Origin of the sequence: Rhizobium sp. M10, assembly GCF_002531955.1 — a bacterium.
Classification (GTDB): Bacteria; Pseudomonadota; Alphaproteobacteria; order Rhizobiales; family Rhizobiaceae; genus Rhizobium; species Rhizobium etli_C.
Genome location: NZ_NWTA01000007.1, coordinates 174,287 through 191,058 on the forward strand (window position 1 = coordinate 174,287; position 16,772 = coordinate 191,058).

Here is a 16,772-nt window from a genome sequence, read left to right on the forward strand (position 1 = left end):
GATCACCTTATTCAAGAACCTGAATCACGCGGTGCGTCTTCGGCTCGACGATGACGCGACGTTCGTTGATGACCGTGTAGCCATAGCCGTCGACATTGGGCACGGTATGGATTTCGACGGTGTCCGGCAGCGTCGCGCCAACCGTGATCTCACCATCATAGACGACCGATGGCGTGTTTTGCTCCATGACATAAGTGCGCACCTCGCCGGGCAGGACGACAGAGCCGGTTGGTGCGGGATCGGTGATGACGACGGTGCTCTGCGCGAAGGCGGCCGAGCAGATGGTCAGCATGGCGGCCGTAGCCAACATGATCTTGCGCATGGGATGTTCTCCTTTTTAAACCCTGGACATCAAGGCAACGTCGGCCATGCAGCATAGTTCCGCCCTGGCCTGCCGCCTTGGCGGGGGGGCGGGCATGCCGATTGTTTGTTGCTAAACGACTTTGTGCACCATACGGTTGAGCTGTCCGAATCATGTTCAGTGCGAGTCTTCCGGTGGCATCAGGGGCGGGCTCTTTACACTTCATTAACCATGTCGGCGGCTTATGTCGGGTGAACGGCCGGGTGGTCGTTGATTCGAAGGTCCGTCGCGTTTCGGTTTGCGAATGGATATCTGGAAAGACGATTGCGGCGGCTCGAGACATGCGCTTGCGGAAGACGATATCGCTGGTGGCAGTGGCGGGCATGATGGCCGGCTGCACGTCGACCGGCGGTGTGCGGCAGCCTTCCGGGCCGGAGACGGTGGCGCCTGAAAAGGCGCTGGTTCTGCCGCCGCCGGGTGGCCCGTCGATCGTCAGCGTCGTCGAGCGCAAGCGTGGCAATGGTGTCGAACAGTCGGTCTCGCTGTTCACGTCCTCCGCGGTGCCCGGCCAGAATTTTCTGAAGATCCAGTTTTTCGGCGCGTCCGGGGCCAATCCCGGAACGGGCAATGCCGGCTTCAGCATGATCAACGAGAGCGCTATTGCCCGCGAAATGGCCCACGCGGTCCCCGGCGTGCCGATGGCGACCTCGGCGACCTTCCTGCAGAACGCTTATGGCCCATTCGGCTATGCCTCAGGCCGAAGCCGCGCCGGCGACGCCTGCATCTTTGCCTGGCAACAGATCCGCTCGAGCACGGCCGCGAATACCCAGGCCCGCAATTTCGGCATGATCCAGCTGCGTCTGCGGCTATGCGATGCGCGCGCATCCGAGCGCCAGCTGCTCGGCATCGTCTACGGCTACACCATATCGGGCACCTTCGACGGCGTGATCTGGAACCCCTATGGCGCCCCGCCGCCGGCCGATGCGGCGCTCGGGCGTACCGGCGATCCGATCTATCCCGACGAGGGCGGATATCGCGCCAGCCCGATGCCGATCGGTTATGAGCCGGCGCCTGCCGTCGTCCGCCTGCCGCGGACAGCTCCGCTTCGCAGCGCCCCGAGCGGGCAGCCGGCGCAAGGCGCCGCACCGCTGCCGGCGCCCATCGGCCCGCGGGTGCCGCTGCCGGGCGAGGCGCCACAGACGAGCGCGGCGCCGGAGGCGGCCGGCGCACCGTTGGTACAATCGGCAAGGGCGATCGGCGTCACCGTGCCCTCACCGGACTGCATAGGCGACGCGGCCATGACGGCCGTCTGCCGGAGATAGAGCATGATGCCGAAAAGCGGGAGCGGTTTTCGGGCGGCATCATGCTTTAACTCTTTAATTTAGAACAGGATTCGGATTTAGGCCGAGCTGGCCTAAATCATTCTGTTCCAGCGAGGGTGCCCGGGTGTCGGACGATGCCTCGGCGGAGAATTTCGAAGGAACGTCGATGCGCAAAGCCCGCAGCGTCTTCATATGGGCCCTGGTTTCGCTCTGCATGATCGTGCTGATAACCCTGCCGGTTAACCTGCAGACCCAGCTCATCACCAGCATCACGGTTGTCACGGTGATGGCGCTGATCAAGATCCTGAAGGGCGAGGGGACGTGGCGCCTGGTGGCGCTCGCTTTCGGCACGTCGATCGTGCTGCGCTACGTCTATTGGCGCACCACCAACACCTTGCCGCCGGTGAACCAGCCCGAGAATTTCATTCCCGGCCTGCTGCTCTACCTTGCCGAAATGTATAGCGTGGCGATGCTGGCGCTCAGCCTTTTCATCGTCGCCACACCGCTGCCGCCGCGCCCTTCGCGCGCCGCCAATCCCGGGCGTCTGCCCCATGTCGATGTCTTCGTGCCCTCCTACAACGAGGATTCCGGCCTTCTCGGAAACACGCTGGCTGCCGCCAAGGCCATGGACTATCCGGCCGATAAGCTGCATGTCTGGCTGCTCGACGATGGCGGCACCCTGCAGAAACGCAATTCCGGCAAGTTGCTCGAGGCCCAGGCGGCGGCGGCCCGGCACGTCGAACTAAAGCAGCTTTGCCAGGATCTTGACGTCACCTATCTCACGCGTGACCGCAACGAGCATGCCAAGGCGGGCAATCTCAACAACGGCATGAAACATTCGACCGGCGAACTCATCGCCGTCTTCGATGCGGACCACGCGCCGGCCCGCGACTTCCTGCTCGAGACTGTCGGTTATTTCGAAGACGATCCGAAGCTCTTCCTCGTCCAGACCCCGCACTTCTTCATCAATCCGGATCCGTTGGAGCGCAACCTGCGCACGTTCGACAAGATGCCGAGCGAGAACGAGATGTTCTACGGCATCATCCAGCGCGGCCTGGACAAATGGAACGCCGCCTTCTTCTGCGGTTCGGCCGCGGTGCTGAGCCGCAGGGCGCTCGAATCGCAGAACGGCTTTTCCGGCATCAGCATCACCGAGGATTGCGAGACGGCCTTAGCGCTGCATGGCAGCGGCTGGAACAGCATCTATGTCGACAAGCCGCTGATCGCCGGCCTGCAGCCGGCCACCTTCGCAAGCTTCATCGGCCAGCGCAGCCGCTGGGCGCAGGGCATGATGCAGATCCTGCGTTTCCGCTTCCCGCTGCTCAAACGCGGACTGTCGATCCCGCAGCGCCTTTGCTACATGTCCTCGACGCTTTTCTGGCTCTTCCCGTTCCCGCGCACGATCTTTCTGTTTGCGCCACTCTTCTACCTGTTCTTCGATCTGGAGATCTTCACCGCCTCCGGCGGCGAGTTCCTGGCCTACACGTTTGCCTATATGCTGGTGAACCTGATGATGCAGAACTACCTCTACGGGTCGTTCCGCTGGCCGTGGATTTCCGAACTCTACGAATATGTCCAGACGGTGCATCTGCTGCCGGCGGTCGTCTCCGTCATGCTCAATCCGAGGAAGCCGACCTTCAAGGTCACCGCCAAGGACGAATCGATTGCCGTCAGCCGCCTGTCGGAGATCAGCCGCCCGTTCTTCGTTATCTTTGCGGTGCAGATCATCGCGCTCGTCATCACCTTCTACAGAATTTATGCCGAACCCTATAAGGCCGACGTCACGCTCGTCGTCGGCGGGTGGAATGTCATCAATCTGATCATGGCCGGCTGCGCGCTGGGCGTCGTGTCGGAACGCGGCGAGCGCGCCCTGTCCCGCCGCGTCCGCGTCAACCGGCGCTGCGAATTCGGCGCCAACGGCAAATGGTATGCGGCCTCGATCGAGGACGTTTCCGTCCATGGGGCGAGGCTTCACATCTTCAACAAACAGCTTGATGAGATGATCATCGGCGCACCTGCGGAAATGCGCTTCCGGCCCTATAGCGGCGCCGAGCTGGAAACCCTGCCGCTTATCGTCCGCAACATCGAGCCGTCGGGCGATATCAGCAATGTCGGTTGCCAGTATGTGCCGAAAAGTGCCCTCGACCACCGCCTGATCGCCGACCTGATGTTCGCCAATTCCGGCCAGTGGACCGAATTCCAGACCTCGCGCCGCCGCAATCCGGGCCTGATCCGCGGCACCATCTGGTTCCTCGGCCTGTCGCTTTATCAAACCAGCCGCGGCCTCGTTTACCTCTTCCGCAGCATGCGGCCGGAGCGGGAGGCACAGCAGCAGGCGGCAAAGGTCAGTGCCGGATGAAAAGCATCGTCGCCGCTTCGCTTCTCCTGCTGAACGCTTCCGCCTTCGCCCAGGCGCAGACGGCGCCCTTCGACATGTCCGGCGAGCGGCCGCCCGGCGCGTCCGTCGCCCCGAGGCCGACGCCGCCCGCTCCGCCGGTGGCAGCACCGGTGCCCGTCACGCCTGCAGTTTCGGTAACACCCGCACCGGCGACGCCGGCAGCGCCGGCGCCCGTTCCTGCGCCGATCATTGTCCAGCGGCAGCCGGCGCCGGCGCCCCAGCCTGGCGCGGCAGCAAATGCCGCTTCGCAGCCGAGCCCCCGCGAGATCAGGCATTATCTTGTGCCGTTTTCGAAATTCGGCCTCGGCGGCGAATACGACCGCCGCTCATGGTCCGTCTATCTGACGCCCGAGCAGGCGGCGGCCAAGGCAAGTTTCACCTTCGCCTATCAGAATTCGATCGTCGTCGCGCCCGAGGCCTCGGCGCTGACCGTCTATCTCAACAATCGCCCGATCGGCCAGCAGCGCGTCGGCTCGCCGGACGCCCCATCAGCCGTCACATTCGAGGTTCCCTCCGGTCTGCTGCAGCCGGGCGCCAACGTCGTCACCTTCCAGGCCGATCAGCGCCATCGCACCGATTGCAGCATTCAATCCACTTATGAACTCTGGTCGAACATCGATCCGGCCGGAACCTATCTGAGCTTCGCCGGCAGGAAGGCCGCGGAACTCTCGAGCGCCGACGCAATTCGCGCCATCGGCGTCGACGGCGCCGGCAGGACCGCGTTCGATATCGTCGTCCCGGCGCTGGAGCAGCCGGGAACCACCGAGCCGCTGCTGCGGCTGGCGCAGGGCCTGTCGGTGCTGAGCAGCATGCCGAACCAGATATTCGCCTTCAGCACTGCCTCGCTTCCGGCCGCCGGTCCCGGCAGGCTCGGCGTGCTCGTCGGCACCGCCGCGGAGCTGCGGCCGCTCTTTCCCGGCCTGCCGCCCGGCGCCGAAAGTGCGCCGCTCGCCGCTTTCGTTACCGATCCGCGCAGCGGCTCGCCCGTGCTTCTGATCAGCGGTCCTTCCTGGCAGGCGGTCTCCTCGGCGATCGATACCATCGTCTCGCCGGTGGACAGGCCCGCCGATGTCCGCCGCGATGTGCTGACCACCGAACGCTGGAGCGCACCGAACGCGCCGCTGATCTTTTCCGATACCAGCATTCCCCTGTCCCAGCTCGGCGTAAAAACCACCGAATTCTCCGGTCGCCGGTTCCGGACTAGCTTCAATGTCGGCGTGCCGGCGGATTTTTATGCCAATGCCTATGGCGAGGCGAAGGTGCTGCTCGACGCCGCCTATACCGATAAGGTTCAGCCGGGCAGCCACATCGATATCTACGTCAACGACAACATCGCCTCCACAGTGCCGCTCACCTCGACGACAGGCGGCATTCTGCGCCATCTGCCGATCCGGGTGACGATGCGTCACTTCAAGCCGGGTCTCAATACGGTGGCAATCGAGGCGATCCTGATGACGAAGGGCGATGCCGCCTGCGCGCCGGGCAGCAGCGCCGATGCGAATGCGCGCTTTGCCCTGTTCGATACCTCCGAATTGCATATCCCGGATTTTGCCCGCGTCGGTCAGCTTCCGAACCTGGCCGCCATGGCCGGCACTGCCTATCCCTATGGTCGGGCCGCCGAGCCGACGCCGCTCTTCATCGATCGTATCGACGCCGACACGCTGTCGGCCGCCGCCACCCTGCTCGGGCAGATGGCGATCATGGCCGGCCATCCGATCGCCGTCGAGAGCGTGGCCTCGCCGAATACGATCGGCGATCGCGACGCCATCTTCATCGGCTCGATCTCGCAGATGCCGGCGACCGCGCTGTCGCAGACCAATGTCTCCACGGCGAGCCAGGCCTCGTGGCGTCCCGTGGTCGACGCGCAGCCCGGCGTCGTCGATACCGGCACGGCCTTCGAGGAATGGAACTCCAAGGTCAGCGGCGGTCTGTTGCGCGGACAGATCACCGCCTTCCGCGAATGGGTCGGGCGCAATTTCGACATTACGCGCAGTTCGCTGCAATTCATCCCCGGCGCCGAAGAGATATTCACGCCGCCAAATATGGCCACGCTGCTGGTTGCCCAGGGCTCCAGCCCCGCGGGCGCCGGCGCGTGGACAGTGGTGACGGCGCCCTCGGCGAAAGATCTGCGCGAGGGACTGGAGGTCCTGACCGTGCAGATGAACTGGCCGCAGATATCGGGCCACATCACCACCTATTCGAGCAAGACGGCCAAGATCGAGACGGTGCCCGTCACCCGCTTCGATTTCGTGCCCTCCACACCCTGGTCGGTCTCCAACTATCGTTTGATCGCCGCCAACTGGCTGTCGACGAATATTCTCTCCTATGCCTTCCTGCTCGTTGCCTTCGTGCTGCTGATCGGCATCAGCACCTCGCGCATGCTGAAAAATCTGGGCCGGTCGAAATGAGGCTGTGGCGCGTGCTCCTCGTTGCGGCGACGGCCATGTTCGCCCCCGCAAGCCCGCCGGCCGCCGCGCAGCAGGCGATGATCAATGCCGATGCGTGGTCCGCCTATAAGGCGAAGTTTCTCGATCCGAGCGGCCGCATCATCGATAACGGCAACGGCAATATCAGCCACAGCGAGGGGCAGGGCTATGGCATGCTGCTCGCCTATCTCTCGGCAAGCCCCGCCGATTTCGAGCAGATCTGGTATTTCACCCGCACCGAACTGCTGTTGCGCGACGATGGCCTGGCCGTGTGGAAATGGGATCCGAACGTCAAACCGCACGTGACGGACACCAACAATGCCACGGATGGCGACATGCTGATCGCCTATGCGCTGGCGCTTGCCGGCACTGCGTGGAACCGCAACGACTACATCCTGGCCGCCTCCCGCATGGCCCAGGCGCTGCTCGCCAAAACAGTCGCGCGCTCGGCCGGCCAAATGCTGCTGCTGCCGGGCAGCGAAGGTTTTACCGCCGTTGACCGCAAGGACGGCCCCGTCATCAACCCCTCCTACTGGATCTATGAGGCAATTCCGGTGATGGCCGCACTTGCCCCGTCGGATGCCTGGAAAGAATTGTCGGATGATGGCGTGGCATTGTTGAAGACGATGCAGTTCGGTCCGCGCAAGCTTCCTGCCGAATGGGTCAGCCTTAGCGGCCCGCCGCGGCCGGCGGAGGGTTTCGACGCCGAATTCGCCTATAACGCCCTTCGCATTCCGCTCTATCTCGCGCGCGGCGGCATCACAGACAAGGCGCTGCTGACCCGCCTGCAAAAGGGCATGTCGCAGGATGGCATTCCAGCCACCATCGATCTGACCACCGGCCGGCCGAAGACCGTCTTGTCCGACCCCGGTTATAGAATTGTTAACGATGTTGTGGCCTGTGTAGTCGACGGGACCAAGCTGCCGGTCTCCGCCCTGCAATTTGCGCCCGCACTCTATTATCCGTCCACGCTTCAACTGCTGGGGCTGGCTTATATTGGGGAGAAGCATCCGGAGTGTCTGTGAAATCTTCTCTCGTGGCGATTTCAGCGGCAGCCGTGGTGGCGACCCTCGTCACCGGGCTGAAGGATCGCGCCACCCTGCAGGAAAGGTTCGGCATCCCCGCCGTCAAGCCGGCGCCGGAGCTGATGATGATGGGCCGCATCAAGCCGTCCGACGCTCCTGCCGGCAATGCCGACTTCAATGCCGAGGCCGTCGCCGACAAGATTGAGGCGATCACCTCTCCGCAACCACCCGCACCGGACACGCCTGAGCCGAACGCCGCAAAAGAGCCGCCTGCAGCACCGCAATCTGAGGCGCCTCGGACAGCCGGTGAACCGGCGCCGGTCCCTCTGGCGATCGTCACCGAGCCGCCGGCGCCGCAACAGGCGGCAGCGCCGCCGCAGCCTGACGTCGATGAAAGCGCGCTTCGCTATTTTGCCAGCCGCGGCGACAAAGTACGCCTGCAGGCTGAAATCTCCCGCTTGCAGGCGCTTTATCCGAACTGGGTTCCGCCGGCCGATCCGCTCGCCGTGCCGCAAAACGGCGACAAGCAGCTCGAAGCCATGTGGAAGCTCTATTCCGATGGACGCTATGCGGAGCTACGCAAGGCGATCGCCGACCGGCAGGCCGCCGATGCCGGCTGGCAGCCGCCGACCGATCTGCTCGATCGGCTTGATGTCGCCGAAGCCCGCGCCCGTCTCATCAACGCGTCGGATCTCAAGCAATATGCGACTGTGGTCGATATTGGCGCCGCGACGCCAAGCCTGCTGACCTGCAGCGAGGTCGATGTTCTCTGGCGCGTCGCCGAAGCCTTCGTTCGCACGGAGCGGTCACAGCGTGGCCAGGATGCCTATGCCTATATACTGAAGAATTGCGGCGATCCGGCCGAACGGCGGGCGACGGTCGAAAAGGCCTCGGCGCTGCTTGACTATCAGCCCATGCAGGCGCTGCTGGCGCTGGAGAAGCCCGCTGCCGACGGCGGCAGGGAATTTGACGCGATCCGCGACAATCTCGCCCGACGCTTCGTGGCCGAGAGCAATGAGGATCCGAGGCTTGCCATTGCGCCCAGTTACATCGCCCGCCTCGAAAAGCTGGCCGAAAGCGAAGGTCTCGCCTCCGATGCGCTGCTGCTCGGCTGGTACCAGCTTCGCCGCAACAACCCTGCCGATGCCGAGACGTGGTTTCGCGCCGCCCGAGCCAAGGAGGAAACGGCCGTCGCTTCGCAAGGCTTGGCGCTGGCGCTGATCGCACGCAGGGCGCCTCAGGAGGCCGAGGACGTGATGTTCCGCTGGCGCGCCGATTCCGACGATGCGACATCGACCTATCTTGCCGCAACCGCCAATCTGATGGCGCTGCAGCCGCCCGCCGATCTCACCGAAGAGGTGTTGCACCGCGTCGCCGCCGAAGTCATCGCCCGCAAATATGTGCCGACGGCGCAGCAGTTCGGCTGGTATGCACGCTCTCTCAACCAGTTCCAGACCGCCGCGCGCTGGTTCGAAACCGCGCTTGCCTGGAAACCGGACGACGAACCGTCCGCCTATGGCCTTGCCGTCACCCGGGAGCAGCTGAACGACCGCAAGGGCGTGCTCGACCTCCAGCGCGCCTGGGCCGGCCGGTCGGCACGCATCGCCAATCTTGAAGACACGCGGGTGTCGAATGCCGGCGCGCAGCCGGCAAAGCCGCCGCTTGCCCCGCAGCAGCCGGCTCAGGCTGCAGAGCCGCCGCAGCCACCGGCTGCTTCAACGCAGCCGGAGCCGGAAGTCTCCGTTCGCGTCGCAAGGCCGGCGATGCAGACGGTGGCGGTTGAGCGCGGTCCGCGCCGGGCGCAGGGCTGCTCGACGACCATCGACGCCGGACAACTCGGGCCGTCCGAGGCGCTGTCGCGCGGCTGGTGCCTGATGGAGATCAACCGGCCGATGGAAGCGATCCCGGCCTTCGAGACGGCTTTGCAGAGCCCGGTCCGCAAGATCCGCGAAGACGCGGCCTATGGCCAGAGCCTTGCCTATCTGCGCGCCGGTCTTTCCAGCAATGCCGCCGTCGCGGCAACCAAGGCGCCGCAAAGCCGCCAGCGCGCTGCCGAACTGCAGGTGGCGATCCTCGCTGATCGTGCGCTGCAGGCCTTCGACGCCGGCCGTTATCGCGAGACCCTCATCTATCTCGATCAGCGCGCCCAGCTGCAGCAGGAGCGCATCGATCTGATGGTTCTGCGCGGCTACAGCTATCTCAATCTGAAAATGTACGATGATGCGGGCCGCATCTTTGAAGCGGCCGCTGCGACCGGCAACCGGGATGCCACCCGCGGCCTCGCCGATCTGCGGAAGATCACCCATCCCGACGTCAACGACTGACATTGACGCCGCCGCCACTCTCCGCTACTCGCCTGCCTACCCGCTCGCGCCCGCAAGGAACACCCCGTGCCCGCACTTCATGACGTCCTCGACCGCGCCTATGACGCCTTCCTCTTCGATATGGATGGGACGCTGCTGAATTCCATAGCCGTCGTCGAACGCGTCTGGAGCGAATGGGCGAGGCGCCATGGTCTCGAGCCGGAAGTCTTCCTGAAGACGATCCACGGCATCCGTGCCTCCGACGTGATCCGCGGGCTCGGCCTGCCGGGCGTCGATCCGGCCCACGAGGCGGATCTGTTGCTGGAAGAGGAGATGGAGGATGTGTCCGGCATCGTCGAGATCCCGGACGCCGTTCGCTTCCTGAATGCCATTCCCGAAGACCGATGGGCGATCGTCACCTCGGCGCCGATCGAGCTCGCCAGGCGCCGCATGGCTGCCGCCGGCATCCCGATGCCGAAGGTCATGGTCAGCGGTGGAGAGGTCAAATCCGGCAAGCCCAGCCCCGAAGGTTATCTGCTCGGCGCCAGCCGCCTCGGTGTCGATCCCGCCAGATGCCTGGTCTTTGAAGATGCCGTCGCCGGCATCCTCGCCGGCGAGGCGGCTGGCGCCCACGTCACCGTCATCACCGAAACTCACGCCACGCCCTTCGAAACCCCGCATTTTTCGATTGCCAACTATCAGGCGTGGCAGCCCCGCCAGACCGCCGAAGGCCGGCTGAAGATCGCCGCGATCTGATTGTTGTCAGCCGAACTGCTTCCTTTTTGTGGGCGGCAGGTTTTTTCCGCTTGCATTGCACGCGCCGAAAAACTAAACGAAGCAAGCCGTTTCGGCAGGTCGGGGCGTAGCGCAGCCCGGTAGCGCACTTGACTGGGGGTCAAGGGGTCGCTGGTTCGAGTCCAGTCGCCCCGACCATTTATCCCCTTGAAATCCCAGTCAGAATATCAGTTTTAGAGGTGAGCGCCGCGGGCGCGGCCGCAAGAGAGAACGTCGGCCGTCAGTGCGGTTTCTGCGCGATTGCGATCATCGATTTCGCCAGGAGCGGAATCCTCCCGACATATTCGAAGTCGACGTCTTCGAAACCGGTTTCGTGCAACAGCGTGCTGAGCGTTTCCGGCGACCAGAATTTGATATGACCGTGATCCTTCAGCGGCATGAAATGGTCATCCATCTTTCCGCTCACGGCGAGCGCCAGATTTTTCCAGTAACCGTGAAAAGGCGTCGAGACGACGGCGATGCCGCCCGGTTTTACCAGATCGTACATGGTCGCCGTGAAAGCCTTGGGGTCGTATACATGCTCCACGACCTCCAGGCTGATGACCGCATCGAAGGTCCCGTAGCGGCTGGAAAGATCTTCGTATCCCGAGCCGATTTCCAGCGGAAGATCGGGATGGACCGCTTTCGCCTTGGCGATGCCGTCCTCCGACGGATCGACGCCGACGACATCATAGCCTTTCTCCGCCAGCAAGGAGGCAGCCCCGCCGGTGCCGCAACCGAGGTCGAAGACCGCTGTTTCGTTTGCCTCGTGGAAACTGTTTTCAAGAACATCGACGACAGTCGGCAAGATATAGGAATGAGCGGTCGCCGGCTTGGCGTGGACATAGGTAGTAGCGTCCAGTTCGATAGACATTTCACCTCCTGAAAAAGTGGCCCGCCGAGACAATGGTACGGCTGAGTTTGACGGGAGTGTGGTGCCGTTGTGGTATTACGGTGATTAACGCCTGAGGCGTTCGCGCCGGCAGTCGATTGACGGTCCGATACAGATCGGCCGGCGTTCTTAACGCCCTCTTCATCACATTGCGAGGGATGGTGACGCGCGGACCAGAGACTCCCCGAAGCCGATTGACAGGGTGCCGAGAAGGTGCTGAAAACGACCGAAATCCGGATCCGTGGGATTGCGGCGGAATAAACGGCCAATCTGTCGGCTTCGGTTTTGGCTATTTAAAGTAAATGCCGCGAGCAAATGCGTCCTTAAATGGAGTGATTGCAAATAATTCATCTGGCTGTTTTGGGAATCAATTGGCCGGGTGGGTATATAGTTGTTTTCTTGTTAAGGCTATACACGATTTTGCGACAAGTGTTTCGGTTTTTTGCTTGAAAAATCTCAAACCGCTTCGCAAATTTCCTAAACCCGTGTAGATTAGCATGATCCTTGTCACAGATAGCCTGGTGCGAGCCCATGCCGGATATGAACCAGAATCTAACTTGCAGGCAGGCTCTTGCCAGCGCGTTCCAGGCTCTGTCGGACGAGGCGGTCAAGGCCGGCTGGCCGGAGGGCGACGTTGCTCTGGCGCTTGCCGAACTCGCCGAGGAGCGGGTGGTCGAGATGACCGCCAAGGTGATCCTGGAAGGCTCCATGCACCCGCAGATCATGGCCGTTGGTGGCCACAGCAGATGAGCACGAAGCCGCCGGAAGGCTGTGCCGTTTCGCTATTTTCTCACCAGCAAGCCTGCCGTTTTCGCCGCCGTGACGAAGGAAGCCTGCGCCGCGCGCGGGCTGCGCAGCCCGTCCAGCGCGTCAAGGCAGTGCTGTAGGGCGATGCGATAATCCCGCCCGCGTTTACCCGGCCATCGTTTCAGGTATTCGACGGCGTCCCAGACGGTGGAAACGATCAGACTGCTGGTTGGAGAATGGACTCGGACGGGGGAGGGAAAGCGTTTTTCACTCAAGATTCGGACTCGCTGATTCCTACTGCAAAACCCGGCTTTAACGCGCGGGACAAAATATCGTTCCACAGGAATTTGCGCAGTTGCTAAAGTTCTGAGCCACGCGCATAATCAGTTTATAGCCGGTTGCGGAGGGCGTCCGGCGATGCAAGCGTGACGGCGTTTGCCCTCGGAGGGAAGTGCGGCGTGATGTTACGGTCATCAATTCATCCGCATGATTTACCGCTCTTTTCGGAAGATCTCGATCTGCTTTCGCAAGTGCTGGACAAGGTCTGTGTCGAACGCGGACTTGTCAGGACGGCGCCGGAGGCCGAGCGGATCGGTGCGGTCATCATTCAGCTTTACAGGCAGGGTGTGAGAGACGCCGGCAAACTCGCCGACCTTGCCAAGACCTATCTCTGACACTCGAGTTTCGTGCTTGATTTAAAGCATATCGCGCAAAAGCGTGCCGCGGTTTTGCGCCAACGACAGGCGTAAAACCAAAGAGCTAAGCGCAAGGAGCGAATCTGAAAGATCGCGACGCGCCTTAGGGCAGGGCGATGGTTTTGTTCTGTCAATCGTCATTGGCGGCGTTGAGATTTTCCGGCCGGATGCCGTCATCGCTTGACGTGCGTGCCCGCAGCCGGATGCCGGGGCCGCCTTCATCCTGATTGCCGCTCGACAGGAAGATGATGCCGTGCGCCTCGAGCGTGCTGCGCACGTCGAACAGCGCATGCGGCTCGCCCGCAAATTCGCCCTTTTCCAACGCCGTCACTGTCTCGACCGGCAGGCCGCTTGCGGCGGCGAGCTCTTCGATGCTCATTCCGATCATGGCGCGCGCGCCGCGTATCTGCGTTGCTGTTATCATGGCGGAAAATCTAGCGCATTCGCAGCGCTTCGCAAGTGTCCCGGCGGTGATTGCGAGTTGACCGCGGGAAGCCATGTTCCCGGCATGTGCAGACGGTTGTCTCGGATTTTTCGAGATGGCTATCCGCTACCCACTGCCTACTGCCACGGCAGTCTTCAAGCTTCCCGCAATTTTACCCCGAAGAGATCGTCATGCATGCGCTCGACCGCGATCCCCATGCCCCCCATGAGGGCGGCGCGGTTGCCGAAGCGGCTGATCTCGATGCGCGGCGGGTAAGGCGTGCAGCGCGGCAGGAAACGCCGGATGGCGTTTACGAGCTCCGGCCTTGCGCCGATGCTGCCGCCGGTAATCACCAGTTCGGGATCGAGGGTTGCGCCGATTGCCGCAATGGCGACCGCCGCCAGCCTTGCGGTCTCTTCGATTGCGGCGACGGCGCTCGATTCTCCCGCGTTGAACGCGGCGAAGAGATCGGCCACGGTGGATGCATTGCGCCCGCCGAAGCCGATGTAGCGGCGAAGCATCGCAACGCTGCCGACGGCGCTTTCAAGCGTGCCAAGCGTAAACCCGCCGGGATCAAAAGCATCGCCGCCGATCGGGAGATAGGCGATCTCGCCGGCAGCGCCCCGCGCCCCGCGCAGCAGCGCCCCGTTGGCGATGATGCCCATGCCGACGCCTGTTCCAAGCGCGACGAAAGCAAAATTGTCGACCTCGACGCCGTGTCCCCGCCATCGCTCCCCTTGCGCGGCGAGATTGACGTCATTTTCGACGATAACAGGCAGCCCCATCCTGCTGCTGAAGACCTGCCGCAGGTCCATGGCGTCGACGCCGGGGATGTTCGGCGCGACATTGATATGTCCGGTGACTGGATCGAGTACGCCGGGAGTGCCGAGAACGACGAGACGAAGCTTGTCGGCGGTCGTCCCCGCCGCCGATGCGAGCTCGACGATGAGATCGCTGAATTGATTGACGAGATGCATTCCGCCGCGCCGGTCGGTGGGCACCTTGGTTTCGGCAACCACGTTCCCCAACAGATCGCAGATGGCCGCAGCAATCTTGGTGCCGCCGAGATCGATTGAGACAGCCAGTCCTGCTCTGGCATTGATTTCGTAGATGACCGCATTCCGGCCTGGTCGGCCATCGGTCCGGCCGACGGGTTTCAGCCACCCCTCATCTTCAAGGTCGCGCACGACCTCGGAAATCGTCTGTTTCGACAAGCCGGTCAGTTTGGCGATGTCGGCGCGGGAGATCGAACGGTTGGCCAGCACGGTCCGGATGACGGCGTTGGTCGATATTTTCCGTGCGATCGGAGTTTGTGCGACAGGAGATGTCATTGTCATTCGACTGCTCGTTCCAATTAGTTCGGAGCACATACCTAATTAGAAGAGATATCGGCTCTCAACTATCACGAAGAAGAAAGTCTGAAGCTCAACCTCGTCAGCTGACCGGAATTTAGTACATGGAAGTCGGTGATTTGTCTATGTCCTTGACAAATGGGAGGTCGCCTGTAGGCTGGGATCAACGCGCGATCAAATGCGCGATGAAATAAACAGGGTCGAGGACAAGTATGGATCACACATATTGTCTGGGCAGCTGCATGCGCGCCAAGATCGTCCGAAGAGGAACTGGTCCCGGCCGGCTCCGCTATTTTTCCATTTTGCTTTCTGCCGGTGCCGCAACCAGGCTGTTGGGGATTTTTCCATGTTAAAGCCCTTGGCTGATGGACAACTGTCTTGCGAAAAACCGGTTCTACTGCCTGTCATGGCGCCACGCCTTCAAGCCGATATTCACCCGGATGGATATGCTGACCTTGCCCTGTGGGGCGCCGGCAACCTGGGACGGGTGAGGTTTTCTGCAATCAGGGGGCCTTATACCTACGGCCCGAACCGGATTGTCGCCAAACATGGCGGCGTCTTTATCGCACAGTCGCTGCCGGTGATGTTGATCAGCGGCGTGCGCCTTCAGGGCATATATCCGGCGCGTCGTTGTGCCTGGTGGCACGAGCCGGATGGGCAAAGCGCACGGGCGAGGGGCTCTCGGAACCATCATCGCCAGACTTTCGAAATGGACTGGGGTGTGCTCATCGCCGAAGCCGCCGGTTCCGATTTGCGAATTGCCGTCGGCGCCTCAAGAGACGAAGCCGAAAAAGCGCTCGATCTCAGCAGCGAAGCCATCATGGCGCAAGCGGCGGAATATGTCGCGCGTTGCGATCTGGCGCCCGATGCCGACCCGCTGATGCGCAGCATGGTCAGCCAGGGGATCCACGCCGCCCTTTCCAGCATCAGGCGCGACGAAAACGGCGCCTTCGCCGGTCTTGCGGCCGGACAGGCCTACAGTGCTCCGGCGCGAACCTATTACCGCGACGGCTATTGGACGATGCAGCCGCTTTTGACGCTGGCACCGGAGGCGGTGCGCGACGAGATCCGGCTGCTCGCCAAGGGGGTGCAGCCGGATGGAGAAGCGCCAAGCGGCGTGATCTTGACCGGGCCTGCGCAATCGGAGGCCTGGCAGCGTTTTGTCGCCGACAGCAAGGCCAATCCAAAAAACCACAAAAGGGCAGTCCCGGAATATCACAACCGTCCGCAGGACTGGTGGAGCGACCACTTCGACAGCCCGCTTTTCTTCATTCTGTTCATCGACGACTATGTCAGGGCAACGAAGGACCTGGCCGAGGTGCAACTGCATTGGCCGGTCGTCCGGGCGATCACCGACCGCTATTTCAGCCTGGCCGGCCCCGACGGCGTTCTGCCGGTAAAACCGCGTAACGATCGCGATTGGGCCGACAACGTCTATCGCGAGGGCCTCGTCTCGTACGATCTCGGCCTTTTCGTCGGCGCCATGGATGCGGTGGCGAGGCTTGGCGAGGGGCACGATCCGGCTCTTGCCGAACAGGCGGGAAAGGCCGCGAATCTGGCCCGCCAGGAAATCGAGGCCAAACTCTTCGTCCCGGCAACGGGAGGCTATCTCGACTATGGAACACCTGATGTATTCGTCGAGGATCATCTGGCTCTCGACAGCCTGACTTTATCGCGGTTCGGCGCGATTTCGCGGCCTAGGGCTGTTGGCCTGCTGAGAGCGTTCGAAACCAGACTGGAAACGCGCAACAATCAGGAACAGCCCTACGGCAGCTGGGGTGTCATGTGCGCCTATCCGCCCTTCAAACGGCCAAGCGATCTGCGATCCAAGACCGCTTTTCCCTACCGCTATCATAATGGCTCGGACTGGCCCTATTGGGATGGCGCCTATGCCGAAGAACGCCTGCGCCATGGACTTGGAGGCGCGCGCTATGCGCTGACACGCTGGTGGGAAACCTGCCTCGACAATGGCTGGATCGGCGCGGTCGAATATTTCTCGCCGCCTTACGGGCGCGGCTCCCTGCTTCAGGGCTGGAGCGCCATGCCGGCGGCGGTTGTTTTGAAATATGGGCTTGACGCCGCAAATGCGGAGCCAATGTCATGAGTGATCTGG

General features: G+C 62.6%; 14 protein-coding genes and 1 tRNA gene. 10 read left to right on the plus strand and 5 right to left on the minus strand.

Annotated features, from left to right (window positions below; genetic code table 11):
* Nucleotides 1–7 precede the first annotated feature (7 nt).
* On the minus strand, nucleotides 8–322 hold the full coding sequence (locus tag CO671_RS14100) for a DUF1236 domain-containing protein (RefSeq protein WP_010031115.1): 315 nt from the start codon (nucleotides 320–322) through the stop codon (nucleotides 8–10).
* A gap of 320 nt (nucleotides 323–642) precedes the next feature.
* Between CO671_RS14100 and bcsN the strand changes: the two genes are divergently transcribed.
* From bcsN to CO671_RS14135, 7 genes are all read left to right on the plus strand, one after another.
* Nucleotides 643–1,623 (plus strand): cellulose biosynthesis protein BcsN, encoded by a 981-nt coding sequence (gene bcsN, locus CO671_RS14105; protein ID WP_097606436.1) that lies wholly within the window; start codon nucleotides 643–645, stop codon nucleotides 1,621–1,623.
* 166 nt (nucleotides 1,624–1,789) lie between these two features.
* Nucleotides 1,790–3,982, plus strand: a complete 2,193-nt coding sequence (bcsA, locus tag CO671_RS14110) for a UDP-forming cellulose synthase catalytic subunit (RefSeq protein ID WP_097606524.1) — start codon at nucleotides 1,790–1,792, stop codon at nucleotides 3,980–3,982.
* The gene (locus tag CO671_RS14115) at nucleotides 3,979–6,429 is read left to right on the plus strand and encodes a cellulose biosynthesis cyclic di-GMP-binding regulatory protein BcsB (RefSeq protein ID WP_097606437.1); all 2,451 of its coding nucleotides are present in this window, start codon (nucleotides 3,979–3,981) and stop codon (nucleotides 6,427–6,429) included. Before bcsA ends, CO671_RS14115 begins: the two co-directional genes overlap by 4 nt.
* The gene (locus tag CO671_RS14120) at nucleotides 6,426–7,472 is read left to right on the plus strand and encodes a glycosyl hydrolase family 8 (RefSeq protein WP_097606438.1); all 1,047 of its coding nucleotides are present in this window, start codon (nucleotides 6,426–6,428) and stop codon (nucleotides 7,470–7,472) included. Before CO671_RS14115 ends, CO671_RS14120 begins: the two co-directional genes overlap by 4 nt.
* Nucleotides 7,469–9,796, plus strand: coding sequence for a cellulose synthase (locus tag CO671_RS14125; protein WP_097606439.1), 2,328 nt, complete (start codon nucleotides 7,469–7,471; stop codon nucleotides 9,794–9,796). Before CO671_RS14120 ends, CO671_RS14125 begins: the two co-directional genes overlap by 4 nt.
* 66 nt (nucleotides 9,797–9,862) lie before the next feature.
* Nucleotides 9,863–10,531: an HAD family hydrolase gene (locus tag CO671_RS14130; protein ID WP_097606440.1), complete on the plus strand. Its 669-nt coding sequence runs from the start codon at nucleotides 9,863–9,865 to the stop codon at nucleotides 10,529–10,531.
* Between the two features lie 100 nt (nucleotides 10,532–10,631).
* Nucleotides 10,632–10,708 (plus strand) — tRNA-Pro (locus tag CO671_RS14135).
* Between the two features lie 82 nt (nucleotides 10,709–10,790).
* On the opposite strand, the gene CO671_RS14140 is transcribed toward CO671_RS14135, so the two are convergent.
* Nucleotides 10,791–11,423, minus strand: coding sequence for a class I SAM-dependent methyltransferase (locus CO671_RS14140; protein WP_097606441.1), 633 nt, complete (start codon nucleotides 11,421–11,423; stop codon nucleotides 10,791–10,793).
* A 549-nt stretch (nucleotides 11,424–11,972) separates the two neighbouring features.
* Here CO671_RS14140 and CO671_RS14145 point away from each other — a divergent pair.
* Nucleotides 11,973–12,191, plus strand: a complete 219-nt coding sequence (locus tag CO671_RS14145) for a hypothetical protein (RefSeq protein WP_097606442.1) — start codon at nucleotides 11,973–11,975, stop codon at nucleotides 12,189–12,191.
* A gap of 32 nt (nucleotides 12,192–12,223) precedes the next feature.
* Here CO671_RS14145 and CO671_RS14150 read toward each other — a convergent pair whose 3' ends face one another.
* Nucleotides 12,224–12,463: a DUF982 domain-containing protein gene (locus CO671_RS14150; RefSeq protein ID WP_010028831.1), complete on the minus strand. Its 240-nt coding sequence runs from the start codon at nucleotides 12,461–12,463 to the stop codon at nucleotides 12,224–12,226.
* A 186-nt stretch (nucleotides 12,464–12,649) separates the two neighbouring features.
* Between CO671_RS14150 and CO671_RS14155 the strand changes: the two genes are divergently transcribed.
* A complete protein-coding gene (locus CO671_RS14155) occupies nucleotides 12,650–12,862 on the plus strand; it encodes a hypothetical protein (RefSeq protein ID WP_097606443.1) in 213 nt (70 codons plus the stop codon).
* A 151-nt stretch (nucleotides 12,863–13,013) separates the two neighbouring features.
* Here CO671_RS14155 and CO671_RS14160 read toward each other — a convergent pair whose 3' ends face one another.
* Together CO671_RS14160 and CO671_RS14165 are read right to left on the minus strand one after the other, a co-directional pair.
* Nucleotides 13,014–13,307: a helix-turn-helix domain-containing protein gene (locus tag CO671_RS14160; RefSeq protein WP_097606444.1), complete on the minus strand. Its 294-nt coding sequence runs from the start codon at nucleotides 13,305–13,307 to the stop codon at nucleotides 13,014–13,016.
* Nucleotides 13,308–13,462: 155 nt separating this feature from the next.
* On the minus strand, nucleotides 13,463–14,644 hold the full coding sequence (locus CO671_RS14165; RefSeq protein WP_097606445.1) for an ROK family transcriptional regulator: 1,182 nt from the start codon (nucleotides 14,642–14,644) through the stop codon (nucleotides 13,463–13,465).
* A gap of 361 nt (nucleotides 14,645–15,005) precedes the next feature.
* Between CO671_RS14165 and CO671_RS14170 the strand changes: the two genes are divergently transcribed.
* Nucleotides 15,006–16,763 (plus strand): glycogen debranching protein, encoded by a 1,758-nt coding sequence (locus tag CO671_RS14170; RefSeq protein ID WP_097606446.1) that lies wholly within the window; start codon nucleotides 15,006–15,008, stop codon nucleotides 16,761–16,763.
* Nucleotides 16,764–16,772 lie beyond the last annotated feature (9 nt).